Annotated in this window: 10 protein-coding genes; all 10 read right to left on the bottom strand. The window is 59.0% G+C overall.

The window, feature by feature from the left end; translation table 11 throughout:
• Nucleotide 1 precedes the first annotated feature (1 nt).
• The gene (scpB, locus tag FD37_RS02165; protein WP_056963108.1) at nt 2-601 is read right to left on the bottom strand and encodes an SMC-Scp complex subunit ScpB; all 600 of its coding nucleotides are present in this window, start codon (nt 599-601) and stop codon (nt 2-4) included.
• Nucleotides 579-1355 carry a segregation and condensation protein A gene (locus FD37_RS02160; protein ID WP_186811281.1) on the bottom strand — a complete coding sequence of 259 codons (777 nt, stop codon included), beginning with the start codon at nt 1353-1355 and terminating at the stop codon, nt 579-581. The genes scpB and FD37_RS02160 overlap by 23 nt, the downstream gene beginning before the upstream one ends.
• On the bottom strand, nt 1309-1704 hold the full coding sequence (locus FD37_RS02155) for a hypothetical protein (protein WP_045807846.1): 396 nt from the start codon (nt 1702-1704) through the stop codon (nt 1309-1311). The genes FD37_RS02160 and FD37_RS02155 overlap by 47 nt, the downstream gene beginning before the upstream one ends.
• Before the next feature lie 62 nt (nt 1705-1766).
• A complete protein-coding gene (xerD, locus tag FD37_RS02150) occupies nt 1767-2663 on the bottom strand; it encodes a site-specific tyrosine recombinase XerD (protein WP_056963106.1) in 897 nt (298 codons plus the stop codon).
• Nucleotides 2664-2713: 50 nt separating this feature from the next.
• Nucleotides 2714-3613 (bottom strand): CvfB family protein, encoded by a 900-nt coding sequence (locus FD37_RS02145; RefSeq protein ID WP_056963103.1) that lies wholly within the window; start codon nt 3611-3613, stop codon nt 2714-2716.
• Between the two features lie 238 nt (nt 3614-3851).
• Entirely contained in the window at nt 3852-5609 is a 1758-nt protein-coding gene (gene pyk, locus FD37_RS02140) for a pyruvate kinase (protein ID WP_045807849.1), read from the bottom strand.
• A 239-nt stretch (nt 5610-5848) separates the two neighbouring features.
• Complete coding sequence (locus FD37_RS02135) at nt 5849-6586, bottom strand: transaldolase (protein WP_045807850.1); 738 nt, start codon at nt 6584-6586, stop codon at nt 5849-5851.
• Between the two features lie 94 nt (nt 6587-6680).
• Entirely contained in the window at nt 6681-10010 is a 3330-nt protein-coding gene (gene dnaE, locus FD37_RS02130; protein ID WP_056963101.1) for a DNA polymerase III subunit alpha, read from the bottom strand.
• A 251-nt stretch (nt 10011-10261) separates the two neighbouring features.
• A complete protein-coding gene (nudC, locus tag FD37_RS02125) occupies nt 10262-11086 on the bottom strand; it encodes an NAD(+) diphosphatase (protein WP_056963100.1) in 825 nt (274 codons plus the stop codon).
• A 159-nt stretch (nt 11087-11245) separates the two neighbouring features.
• Nucleotides 11246-13858: an ATP-dependent chaperone ClpB gene (gene clpB / locus FD37_RS02120; RefSeq protein WP_056963097.1), complete on the bottom strand. Its 2613-nt coding sequence runs from the start codon at nt 13856-13858 to the stop codon at nt 11246-11248.
• Between the last annotated feature and the right edge of the window lie 108 nt (nt 13859-13966).

Below are 13966 nucleotides of genomic sequence, written 5' to 3'. Positions count from 1 at the left end.
GTTAAGGTTCATCTCCTGATTGGTTAAGTTGTTGGTTGAAGGCCTGCAAGAACAGGTCCCCGTCATCAGCGGCGTCTTCCGAATTCGGCACCGCCGCGTCCGGCAAGGGCGGCAGGTCACTCAACTGCTGCAGACCGAAGTAGTCCAAGAAGTAGGCACTGGTCCGATACAGCTTCGGCCGGCCGGGCTCGTCTAAGCGCCCCGCCGCCTCGATCAGCCGCCGCAACACCAGTTTTTGGACCGTCGAGGCACTCTGCACGCCCCGAATCTCATCGACCTCGATACGGGTGATGGGTTGGCGGTACGCGATGATTGCCAGGACCTCCAGGGAGGCCGGGGACAACGTCGTGCTCAACGGGCTTTCAAAGTAGCGCTGCACGACCTCGCTGGCGGCCTCCTTGGTCACCAGCCGGTAGGTCGTATCGTTGACCATCAATTCGAGGGCGCAGTCCGCATCGGCCGCGTACTTCTGGGCCAGGCGTTCCAGCGTCGCCAGCACGGCCGGCTTCATCAGCCCGGTTACCGTGGCCAGGTCCGCGACCGTCATGCCCTCATCACCGCTCACGAAGAGCAGGCTTTCAATCTGTGCGAGTGGCGTCATCACCAACGGCCCCCTTTCCCAGTGCGTTGATCCGCAGCGGCACCAACCGGCTGGCCTGATGCAGGGCGATGCGGTGCTGCTTGGCCAACTCCAAAACGGCTAAAAAGGTCGTGACGACCTCGTCCAACCGCGGGGCGGCGCCAAACAGGTGCTCAAACGTCACCGGGTGCTTAGTCAACCGGTGGAGCACCGCCTGCATCTGGTCCTTAATGGTGTAGCGTTCCGACGTCACCGTCTGGGTCACCGGTTGGGCCACCGTTGCCCGGTGGACCAACTTGACCAGTGCCGCCTGCAGGGCGTCGACCGTCACGCCGGGCGCCACGGTCAGCGGCGTATCGCTGGGAACCGGCATGGCCGCCCGCGTGAAGTGCTGCTGCCGTTCCTGGGCCCGTTGCTTCAGGACCTGGGCCGCCTGCTGGTACCGTTGGTATTCCAGCAGCTGGTTGACCAGGTCTTCCCGCGGATCGGTGGGCGCTTCGTCATCCACCGGGGCCACGGTTTGCGGGGTCGGCAACAGCATTTTAGCCTTAATGGCCATCAGGTTGGCGGCCATGACAAAGTATTCCCCCGCGATGTCGAGCCGCAACGTCTGCATCTGGTGCAGGTAGTCCAGGTACTGTGCGGTGATCGTGGAGATGCGGATATCGTAAATATCCATCTCGTTGGTTTTAATCAAATGTAATAACAAGTCTAGCGGTCCTTCAAAGTCACTGACCTGAATCAGTGGCTGGCCGTTCAACGTGGTCTTGTCCATGATGATACTCCCAGTCTGCAATAATCTTGGCGTTCGCCAGGGTGCCCATCACCCGGTGGTGGGGCACGGTCGCGGCTAACTCATCCAGCATCTGCCAGGTGTTCGCCGTGGTTTGCTTATCGGGAATCAACGACAAGAGGCGGACCACAACGTAGGTCCCCTGTTGCTCCGTCCCCAACACGCCGGCAAAGTCGGCGTGCTGATCCTTCCACAGATAAAGCGTTCGATCGGGGCCGCCCTGATACCAGGTAAGTTCCCGTTGCAGGCGTTCCCAATCCTTATAACTTGGGAGGAGACTCAAAATGCCCATCGCAATTTTTTGGTAATCACTGCGATACTTTAATAACATAGCTGTCCTCCGTTTTAGCGTTCATTACTGTACCACACTTCCGCGGTTGGTGCCAACCGGCCCTAAGCCCGGGGGTGGTACCGATCGTAGACCGCCGTTAAGCGTTTCTTCGAAATGTGGGTGTAGATCTGCGTCGTGGTGATATCGGCGTGGCCCAGCAGTTCCTGAACGACCCGCAGATCGGCGCCGTTTTCCAGGATGTGGGTGGCGAAGGAGTGGCGCAACGTATGAGGCGTCACGTCCTTTTGGATATCCGCCAGGGCCACGTAGTGCTTGATCTTCTGCCAAATGGCTTGGCGCGTCAGCCCCCCACCGTGGGCGTTCAAAAACAGGTAGGGACTGGTCCGCTGCTTCAAGAGCACGGGCCGGCTGGTCTGCAGGTACCGCTGGATCCAGTCACTCGCCACGTCGCCGATCGGCACGATGCGCTCCTTGTCACCCTTCCCCAGGGTCTGGATCAACCCCATCTCCAGGTGCAGGTCGACGAGCTTCAGGTGCACCAGCTCACTGACCCGCAGGCCGGTCGCGTACAGGACCTCGAGCATCGCCCGGTCGCGGATGCCGTACTTATCGCTGGTATCCGGGGTCGTCAATAAGCGGTCGACCTCGGCCACCGTCAGCACCGCCGGTAAATGTTCGGCGTGCTTGGGGGCGGCCACGTTAGCCATCGGATTGATCGTCAGTTGGTGGGTCTGCATCAGGTAGCGGTACAACTTCCGCAATGCCGAAACGGCGTGGATGACCGAGTTACGGGCCTTGCCCTGCTGGGTCAGCGCCGCCAGGTAGTTCATGATGGTAACCCGGTCGACCTGGCGAAAGTCGCTCAGGTGCTGGGCCTGCAGGTAGGCCGCAAAGGTCTGGACCTCCTGGCGATAACTGGCCACCGAATTCGGTGCCAGCCCCTGTTCGACCGTCAAATAGTGGGCGAAGTCCGCCGTGGTATTCTCTAAAACCGTCATCCTCAGCGCCCCTTTCACCACTTACTGAGCATCGTTAGCAGCGGCGAAGCCTAAGCCTCATCCGCTGGTGTGCTTGGGTCATCCGGCGTCACCGGCACCAACCACAAAGCGCCATCGTGTTGCGTGATTCGCCGGGCCTTCAATAGGTGCCCCACGGCCCGCTTGAACTGGCCCTTGCTGATCCCGAAGTAGGCCTTGATGGCCGCCGGTGAACTCTTATCGCTGAATTCCAGATGACCGTCCTGACTGTGTTCCAGGGCCGCCAAGAGCATGGCGGCGTCATCGTCGATGGCCTCGTAGGCCCGGGGCTTCAGGGATAAGTTCAAGGTCCCCTCATCGTTGACCCCGATCACCCGCGCGGTCAGCTGTTCGCCCAAGCGGGGTTCGCGTTCCCGTTCGCTGGGGTGAATGAATCCGAGTTCAAAGTGCTCGGTCATGACCCGGGTCCCGACCAGTTTCAGTTGAAAGACGGTCGCCGTCACGTTCGCGTTTTGCATGTGTTTGTTGGCCGGTTGCGCGATGGCCTGGAAGATGTCCATGTCGGCTGGCACGCCCCATAACCGGTGCTTGGCGTCCTCCCGCAGGGTCACCAACAGGCGATCGCCCTTTTGGGGCCAGAGTTCCATCATGTCTGGGAGGTCATCCAACGAGACCACCACGTCCTTGTCGGGCAGTCCGATATTGACGAAGACCCCGAGTTGCCGTTGGTTCCGAACCACGGTGCCCCACCCGTAATGGTCGACCTGCGCGTCCGGTGCGTTCCGGGTCATCGCCATCTGATGGTCCTCGTTCTCATAGGTGAAGCCCCGGAAGTTCGAGCCCAGGTGCAGGGGCTTCTTGATCTCGGACTTGCTCAGTCGGAAGGTCGTTCCCGCGACCTGCACGAAGTAGTCCTCTTCATTTTCATCGGTTACCTTACCCGCCACGATGCGGCCTAATACATTTTCCATAGTCTCCTCGATTCTACCGGGAGTTGCCCCGGTCGCCGTTCCACTGGTTTACCTGATAAGTTTGAGAGCCGCCGCCTGACGCCGTGAATGCACGTCAGCAAACCGTTTTTACTCCCACTCTCATCGGTAGCGTCTTACTTATCATTTTACACGGAAACCCACCAACTAGCGAGCCTTTCCAGCAAAAAAGCGGCCCCACCGTAGTGGACCCGCTTTTCGTTTATCTAAATTTTAACGCTTAGAGGGCGTTGGAAGCACCGTGGTAAACGATTCCCCGCCGTGAGTCGACCGTAATCAATTCACCATCAGAAATCTTTTCACTGGCACCAACGGCACCCACGATAACTGGAATCCCCATGGAAATTCCAACAACCGCAGCGTGAGAAGTCAAGCCGCCGTTTTCAACGATCACGGCACTGGACTTTTCGATGGCTGGCAAGTAGTCCTTGTCAGTGTTCTTGGCAATTAAGATGCTGCCTTCCGTTACCTTCGCGTTTGCGTCAGCAGCGGTGTTGGCAATCACAGCCTTGCCAATAACGGTGTCGTCACCGACCCCTTGGCCTTGAACGAGCTTGGAACCGATCAATTGGATCTTCATCAAGTTCGTGGTCCCGCGTTCGCCGACTGGCACACCAGCGGTGATCAAGATCAAGTCGCCTTCCTTAGCTAAGCCCGTTTCAACAGCCTTGGCAGCTGCTAAGTCGAACATGGCGTCGGTGTTGGCTGGCTTTTCGGTCACGATTGGGTAAACACCCCAGTTAACCATCAAACCACGACGAGTCCGGTCATCAAAGGTAACGGCCAGGATGTCGGCGTTTGGACGGTACTTGGAGATCATCTTAGCGGTGTAGCCAGATTCAGTGGCTGCCACGATGGTCTTAACACCCAATTGGTTGGCAACCCGGGCAACGGAAGCACCGATTGATTCCGTTACGTCACCGTTGTCGAAGTCTAAGTTGTCACGACCGAAGTCCTTCAAAGCATTTTCAGCCTTGATGTCGATCCGGTTCATGGTTGAAACGGCTTCAACTGGGTATTCACCGTTAGCACTTTCACCAGAAAGCATGGTTGCGTCGGTCCCATCGAAGACGGCGTTCGCAACGTCAGATGCTTCGGCACGGGTAGGACGTGGGTTTTCTTGCATGGAGTCCAACATTTGGGTCGCCGTAATCACTGGCTTACCTAAAATGTTGCACTTCTTGATCAAAGCCTTTTGAACCAAAGGCACGTTTTCCGTTGGGATTTCAACACCCATGTCACCACGAGCGACCATTAACCCATCGGAAACCTTGATGATGTCATCAAAGTTGTCGATACCTTCTTGGGATTCGATCTTAGGGAAGATTTGCACGTGTTCCATGTGCTTTTCTTCGAGGAGTTCACGAATGTCCATCACGTCTTGTGGCTTCCGAACGAAGGAAGCGGCGATGAAGTTGATTTCGTGGTCCAGACCGAAACGAATGTCGTCGGAGTCCTTTTCAGTGATCCCAGGTAAGTTGATGGAAACGCCAGGAGCGTTAACACCCTTACGGGAACCTAAGACACCATCGTTTTGGGCGGTCACAACTAATTCCTTGGTTGCATCGTCCTTCTTGTCAACTACCGTGTCCAACAGACCATCATCGAATAAGACGTGGCCGCCTTCGTGAACGTCGTCGTACAAGCCAGGGTAAGTGACCGCGATCTTTTCCTTGGTCCCTTCGATGGAAGCATCCATGGAGATCCGGAATTGATCACCGGTGTTGAACGTCAACTTGCCGCCTTGTTGAACGGTCGTCCGGATTTCGGCACCCTTCGTATCCAACATGATACCAACCGTCTTACCGGTAATCTTTTCCGCCTTGTGGACGTTTTCCAAACGGCCAAGGTGTTCTTCGTGATCACCATGTGAGAAGTTGAACCGGAAAATGTTAGCGCCGGCTTCGATCAACTTAACAATCGTATCAACGTCAGTACTTGCAGGACCAAGGGTACTTACGATCTTGGTTTTCTTCATTAGAAAAATCTCTCCTTTAGAATTGGCACGAAACACGACCCACCGAAAATTCGGCAAGCCAAAACTTCGGCACAAATTTGATTCCAAAAGTATTTTAGCACTTTTAAAAATTTATGTCTGCTATGTTTGTCGAATTTTGGGGAGTTTGTTCTCGAATTCCCAAAGTAAGCGTTTTCTGTAACCTTTTTCATCCCCGGTCGGCTTTTTTGTTAACTAATTTCTAATGTTAACGGTACGTTTTAATCAATTGGTGTGGACTGAAGTGACGTGGTCGGAATCGAAAAACCGAGTTCGGCGATATCCTGATCGAAGGTCTTCACCGTATCGATTGAAACCTGAAATGCGTCCTTCCCGAACTTACTGAGCTTCCCCAAAATCTTGGGCGGCACGGTAATAATGTCGCAGCCCATTCGGTCGGCCTGCACAATGTTAAAAACTTCACGGGTGCTGGCCCAGAGGAGCTCGACCCCGGCCTTGGTGTGACACAGGTCGGCCGCCTGGCGCATCAGGGGTAACGGATCCACGCCGGTATCCGCGATACGGCCCGCGAAGACGGAGACGATGCCGCCGACCGCGGGGTCTAACGCGTCCACGGCCTGCTTGACCTGCGTCAGCGTGGTGATCGCCGTGACGTTGACCTGGACCCCGGCCTGCGACAGCTTGCTGATGACCGCCGTGTTGTCCTCACCGGTCGCCCGGATAATGGGCACCTTCACGGCCACGTGCTGGCCCAGGTGTGACAGGACCAGCGCTTCCTTGAGCATCTGCTCGGGCTGGTTCGCAAAGACCTCAAAGCTGATCGATTGATCCGGGAACGTCGCGACCGCCTCGCGGGCAAAGGCCAGGTAATCGGTGATTCCCGCCGCCTTCATCAGACTGGGGTTGGTGGTAAAGCCCTGGACCAATCCTTGGGCTGCGACCTGCTTCATGGCGGACAGTTCCGCCCCATCGGAATAAACCTTCACGTTCAATTGCATAAAAAAGACCTCCAGATTAAGTAATATCGCTCATTGGTATATATAATACTAGAGCCGATATAAATAGTCTAGAGGCATTTTTGAAATAATTGGTCTATCCATGTTTAAAAACGACGTTGCCCGTCCCCATCAGCTGTTCGAGCAACGGCTGGAGCCGCTCATCGGCCGGTAGCCATTGCTGCTGGGGCAAGACCCGCTTCTGGTCCGTTTGCGGCTGGTACACGATGACCGGGACGGGACCCGGGTGCTGGGTCAGAAATTGGGCCAGGCTCTGGGCGATGGCCCGACTGTCATGGTCGCCATCGACCCGCACGAACCACCGGTCACCGGCGGGTAACGTGGTCGGCGCCGGCGCCATCTCCAGCTGGTCGGCAACGACCTGTAAGCCGCGGTCCCGCTCGACCTTGCCCCGCAGCACCACGACCTGGTCCGTCTTGAGCCAGTCGGCCGCGCGGCGGTACTGGTTCGGAAAGACGGTGACCCGCACCTCGGCCGACTCGTCGCTGACCGTGAGGAACGCCATGGGTTCCCCCCGCTTCGTACGGATCGTGCGAATGGCCGTCACGTAAGCTACCAGGCAGACCCGGTTCACGGTCCCCAGCTCACTGATGGGTTGGGCGTGGAGCCGGGTGGCCAGGTCCCGGTACTGTTCGACTGGATGCCCCGACAGATAGGCCCCTAAGACGGCCTCTTCCTTGGTCAACTTGGTCATCAGGTCAAGGTCGGCCCGCGGCTTGACCTTGGGGGCCAGCGCCGCGAATAGTTCGACGTTACTGCCCGACAGCTCGACACTGCTCAAGAACTCGGGAATCGCGGCGATGAGCTCCGCGCGGTTATACCCAAAGTGGTCGAAGGCGCCCGCGTAGACCAACGCATCTAGCAGGTCGGCCTTACGATACTTGGGGTCGATCCGCTCCAAGAACTGGTGCAGATTCTGGTAGGGCCCGTTCTCCCGGCGATCGGCCAAGACGTCACGCAGGAAGTCCCGCCGCACGCCCTTGATGGAGCTCAGGCCAAAGATGATCGCCGATTGCCGCAGATTAAAGTACGCCGTCGAGCGGTTGATGTCCGGCGGCAGGATCGTGACCCCGTGCCGTTTGGCTTCCGTCAGGTACAGCTTGGTCTTCGTGGGCACGTTGATCACGGAGTTCAGCAAGGCGGCGTAGAACGGGCCCGGATAGTGCGCCTTTAAGTAGGCCAGTTGAAAGGCCAGCTTACTGTAGGCCACGGCATGGGACCGGTTGAACCCGTAGTTGGCGAACCGGTCCATGTAGGTGAAGACGCGCTGTGCGACCGCCTGATCGTAGCCCAGCTTCCGAGCGCCGCTGACGAATTGGCGCTGCATGGCGTCCATGGTCTGCTTTTTCTTCTTACTCATGGCCCGCCGGAGCAGGTCGGCTTGCCCCAGGGTGAAGCCCCCCATCACGGAGGCCACCTGCATGACCTGTTCCTGATAGACCAGGATGCCGTAGGTCGGGCCCAGGATCGGCTCAAGGGCCGCGGCCGGATAACTCACGGGTTCCTGGCCGCGTTTGCGCTTCACGAAGGTGTCGATGTTTTCCATCGGCCCCGGGCGGTACAGGGCGTTGACCGCGGCGACCAATTCAAAGCTATCGGGCTGGAGTTGCCGCAAGACCCGCTTGATCCCAGCCGATTCGAACTGAAACACCCCGTTGGTCTCGCCCTGAGCAAACAGCTTCAAGGTCGCTGGATCGTTTAAATCAATGGCGTTCAGGTCCAACGCTTGTCCCGTTTGGGCTTTGACCAGCCGGAGCGCGTTTGCCAGGATGCTCAGGTTACGCAGTCCTAAAAAGTCCATCTTCAGCAGTCCCACGGCTTCGACGGTGTCCTTGGGGTACTGGGTCATCAGCAGATCCTCGCTCCCGGGTTGCAGGGGCACCAGGTCGGTCAGGTCGCCCTGACTCAAGACAATCCCCGCGGCGTGGGTCGAGTAGTTGCGGGGCAAGCCCTCGAGTGCTTGGGCCGTGGTGAACAACAAGCGGTTCCGGTCGCTGTCGGCCACCAGGTTCCGCAGCCGCTGCGACTGCTCATAGGCCGCCTTCAGCGTCACGTGGAGCTGATTAGGGATGGCCGCACTCCAGTCACTCATCTCGTAGGGGCTGACCCCCAGGACCCGCCCCACGTCCCGCAGGGCGGCCTTGGCGGCCAACGTACCAAAGGTAATGATCTGGGCGACCCGGGTGTGGCCATACTTATCGTGGACGTACTGGAGCACCTCGCCCCGCCGGTCATCGGGAATGTCCAGGTCGATATCGGGCATCTGGGCCCGTTCCTCGTTCAGGAACCGTTCGAAGAGCAGGTGGTAGGTCAACGGGTCCACTTCGGTGATGGCCAGGACATAGGCCACCAGGGACCCGGCGGCCGATCCCCGCCCGGGCCCGGTCTGAATCCGCGCGCGGTGGGCGAAGTTCATGACGTCCCACACAATCAAAAAGTAGTCGTCAAACCCCATCCGGTGGATGACCCCGAGCTCGTGGTCGAGCCGTTGCTGGTACGCCGCCGGATCGGCGTTGGGCAAGGCCTGGAGGCGGCGTTGCAGCCCCTGAGTACACAGCTCACGGAGATACGCCTGCGAGGATTTACCCGCCGGCGTCGGAAAATGGGGCAGCTGAGGCTGTTGAAACTTCAACGTCACGTCGGTCGCCGCCGCCAGTTGCGCCGTGGCGCTGGCCGCCGCCGCTAGATCACCAGTGTACCGGGCAGCCTGTTCCGCCGCCGGTCGTAGCCAGTGAGCTCCCAACGTCTGCTGGGCCGTGGCGGGGTCGTCGATTGTGGTGCCCGCCGCGATGGCCCGCAAAACGGTCACCGCAAAGTGGTCCTCCCGGTTCAGATACTCGACCGGGTTTAGGGCAATCAGCGGGGCGTGGGTCTGTTGGGCCACGGTCCGCAATTGCGACTGCTGCGTCGCAGCCACTTCCGGCGCGATTCCCAGGTAGACGTGGTACGGCGCCCAGCGTTGCACCTGCTGGACCACCTTAACGGCCGCCGGTACATCCCCGGCCGACAGCAGCTGATGGACCTCACTGTTCAGCGGCGCAATCACGTCCAGATGACTCAGGTTCGCCGTCTGTTGGGCCAGATCGACCGGCCGCTGGCCGACCTGATAGGCCGTGGTCAGCTGCATCAGTTGCTGGTACCCGGTGAAGTCCCGGGCAATCAGCACCCAGTCCATCCCCGGTCCCTGCGTGACCACGCCCTGCGCGGTCAACGTCAGGCCCAGTAACGGCTTGATGCCGACCCGTTGGCAGGCGTTATAGAAGGCCACCGTCCCGTACATCACGTTCTTATCGGTCAGGGCCAGCGCGGTATAGCCCCGTTGCTGGGCCGTTTGCACCAACTCATCGATGCGGTTCGTACTCTGTAACAGACTGTAGGTGCTCAGGACCTGTAATGGAACAAACACGTTGCTTCCCCCTTCTTTTCACTGTCATTATTATACCAGACGTTCCCGAGAAAGCCGGGATAACGAACGTCTGTTCCAAGCCTTTTTTCAAAGATTCTCATTTAAGCATCACCCGGATTTTAAAAAACAGAAAGGAACTTCTCAAGCAGGTGAGAACTTCCTTTCTGTTCTAACCCGTCCGGCTAGGTCATCAGAAAACGGTGGCGGGATAACGGCTATCGTCAGGATTGCGTCCAGCGCTTTTGCCGCGCTTAAGCCTTCCCCTGCCGAAAGGCCTCGATCATCTGCCAGGTCAGCGACCGGGTCCCGTCATCGTGGGGCAGCTCGTCGCGCCGGTACCAGCGGGCTTCCGCCAATTCGTCGTGTTCCAGCGTAATCGCCGCCGCGTGGTCGAGATCCGCAAAGAACCCCGCTAGTAGCGAACCCGATAGGCCCCACGGCTGGCTGCCGAAGTAGCGCAACCGCTCGACAGCCAGCCCGACCTCCTCGTGTACCTCGCGGCGAACCGTGTCCTCCAGGGTCTCCCCGATCTCCGTGTAGCCCGAGATCAGGGTGTGCTTCTGGTAGCCCGTTAAGAAGCGGGTCAGCAGCAACTGGTCCCCCTGCGTCACGCCCACGATGATGGCCGGTGAGATGCGGGGAAAGACCGTCCGGTGACAGTTGGGACACCGTAGCGCCCGGTCCGTGGCCACCGGTTCTAGCCGATGGCCGCAGGCGCCACAGAACTGATTCTGCGCGTACCATTCTCCCAGGTGAACGGCCACGGTCCCGGCGAACGCCAGGTAATCCGGGGTCAACTGGCGAAAGACGTTATCGGGGGCGAGGGCCCAGCCACGGGGAACCGGGACCGGGCCACTCAGCAGAAAGAACCCCGTCTGATCGATGGCAAATAGATAGGTCAACCGGTTGGCCCCCGTCGACCACAGGTGCTGGACATCGCGGTAGCGGGGCAACTGCTGCGCCGCGGTCAACAAAACGTGCCGTTGGTCATACACAATCACGTAATCCGTGGCCTGGGGTGCGCGTTTATGGGCGTAGGTGTTATCGAAATGGTGGGGTGCAATGTCTTGAATCATGGTAACCGTCCTTTTTTCGTCAGTGTGGCGGGCCTGGCCGGAAAGATGCCGACCGCTAGCGGCCCACTCGATTTTCTTCATCAATGGCCCCATTATACAACTTCCCCCGGCCAAACAAAAAGCCGCCCTTCCACCGAAAGGCGACCTGTTGGCACCGCTTTAGGCCGGTGTGGCCGGTGCTTGTAATGCGTGGGTAAACGTTAACTGGTCATCCGCCACGTCAATCGTGATCAGGCTATGCGCCGGAATCTTCCCGGCAATCAGCAGCTTGGCCAGCGGCGTCTCCACGTGGGTGGTGATGAACCGTTGGAGTGGCCGGGCTCCGTAAGCTGGCAAGTATCCGGCCTTGGCGATCCACGCCTGGGCGGCCGGCGTGATGGTCAGGTCGAGTTGTTGCTCGTGCAGCCGGGTCGCGAGGTGGGCGACCAGCTTGACCACGATCTGTTGCACGTCGGCTAAGCTCAGCGGCGTGAACATGATGGTCTCGTCGATTCGGTTCAAGAATTCGGGCCGGAAGTGGGTCTGCAAGAGTTGCGCGACCTGCTTTTGGGCCTCAGGGGTGATCTGCCCCTGCTCGTTCGTCCCGTTCAAGAGCACGTCGGAGCCCAGGTTCGAGGTCATGATCAGGATCGTGTTCTTAAAGTCCACGGTCCGGCCCTGGCTGTCGGTCAAGCGCCCGTCGTCGAGCACCTGAAGCAATAGATTAAAGACGTCCGGGTGGGCCTTCTCGACCTCATCGAACAGCACGATGGTGTACGGGTTGCGCCGCACGGCCTCGGTCAGTTGGCCACCCTCTTCGTAGCCGACGTATCCCGGCGCCGCCCCGACTAAGCGGGAAACGGATTCCTTTTCCATGTACTCACTCATGTCGATCCGCACCATGTGGTCCTCGCTGTCGAAGAGGTTCTCGGCCAGTGCCTTGGCCAGCTCGGTCTTCCCGACCCCGGTCGGGCCCAGGAACAAGAACGACCCGAGTGGCTTGGTCGGATCCTGTAGGCCCGCCCGCGACCGCAACACGGCATCCGCCACGGCGTTGACCGCTTGGTCCTGCCCCACGACCCGGTCGTGCAGCCGGTCACTCAGCTGCAAGAGCTTCTCCCGTTCTCCCTGGACCAGCTTGGTCACGGGAATCCCGGTCATCCGGCTGACGACCGCCGCGATTTCGTTGGCCGTTACGGATTCGGAGACCAGCCAATGCTGCTGTTGATCCTGCTGCTCCAGGTCGGCCAACTCCTTTTCCAACTGGGGAATCGTGCCGTGCTGTAACTCGGCGGCCTTATTCAGGTCGTACTGACTCTCGGCGTTGGCCAAGTCGCGCTTAGCCTTGTCGATGGCGGTCTTCTGATCGCCCAGCCGTTTAATCGCGGCCTTTTCATCGTTCCAGCGGGCACTCAGCTGGTCGACCTTTTCCTTGGTGTTCGCCAGGTCCTTTTGCAGTTCCTTGAGGCGAGCCTGCGACGCGGCATCGGTCTCCTGCTTCAGGGCGGTCTGCTCCACCTGCATCCGCATCAGTTGCCGCCGCGACTGGTCCAATTCGGTCGGTGCGGAGTTCATCTCGACACGAATCGACGCCGAGGCCTCGTCCACCAGGTCGATCGCCTTATCCGGCAAGAACCGGTCAGTCAGGTACCGGTCGGACAGCTTGGCCGCCGCGACCAGCGCGTTATCGTGAATGCGCACCCCGTGATGGATCTCGAAGCGCTCGCGCAACCCCCGTAAGATCGTGATGGTGTCCTCGATGCTGGGTTCAGCGACCTGAACCCGTTGGAACCGCCGGGCAAGCGCCTTATCCTGCTCCAGGTACTTGCGGTACTCGTCCGTCGTGGTGGCCCCGATCAGGTGCAGCTCTCCGCGCGCCAGCATGGGCTTCAGCAGGTTGCCGGCGTCCATACTGCCTTCGGCCTTCCCGGCGCCCACGATGTTGTGGATCTCATCAATGAACATGATGATCTGACCCTCGCTCTTAGTGACCTCCTTCAAGACGGCCTTCAACCGTTCCTCGAACTCACCGCGGTACTTGGCCCCGGCGATGAGGGAGCCCATGTCGAGGTTAAAGATGGTCTTGTCCTTGAGGTTATCGGGCACGTCGCCCCGGACGATCCGTTGCGCCAGGCCCTCGACGATCGCCGTCTTCCCCACACCGGGTTCCCCGATCAGCACGGGGTTGTTCTTGGTCTTGCGGGACAGGATCCGAATGACCGATAAGATCTCGTCATCCCGGCCGATGATTGGGTCGATCTTCCCGCTGCGCATGGCCTTGACCAAGTCGGTCCCGTACTTCTCCAGGGCCTGGTACTGGTCTTCTTGGTTCTTCGAGGTGACCCGTTCGCCGCCGCGAACCTGGTCCACGACCTGCCGCATCTTCTTTTCGGTCAGGCCCTGCTGCTTCAGGTAGTCCGTCAAGGTCTCCCCGCTCAGTTGTAGGAGCGCGATGGTCACCGCGTCGATCGCGATGAAGTCGTCGTTATAGCCGGCCCGGACCTGATCGGCGTGTTGGAGCAGGTCGGTCAGGTTGCGGGAGAATTCCTGGCCGTACTGCACGCCGCTACCCGTGACGGTGCTAATCCCGTCCAGTTCCCGGTCAAGCTCCGCGTCCAAATCTGCCACGATGATCCCCGCGTTCGTGAAGAGTTGTCGTGCGAGCTCTCCCGGCTGGATCAAGAATTTAAAAAGATGGGCCACGGTCACGGCTTGGTGACGCCGGGTCATGGCAATCTGTTGTGCTTCGGCTAAGGCGTCGGTTAACGCCTGGGTAAATTTTTCTGGATTCAAGAGTCGTCCTCCGTTCGTTATTGAGATTTTCCATATTTAAGGGACAAAAAAGAGGCAAACCAAGGTCTACCTCAATTTTCACTCATATTCTAACTGATTCCGGACCAA

The organism is Levilactobacillus spicheri DSM 15429 (genome assembly GCF_001435095.1).
Classification (GTDB): Bacteria; Bacillota; Bacilli; order Lactobacillales; family Lactobacillaceae; genus Levilactobacillus; species Levilactobacillus spicheri.
This window is presented reverse-complemented; position numbering and strand designations above follow the sequence as displayed.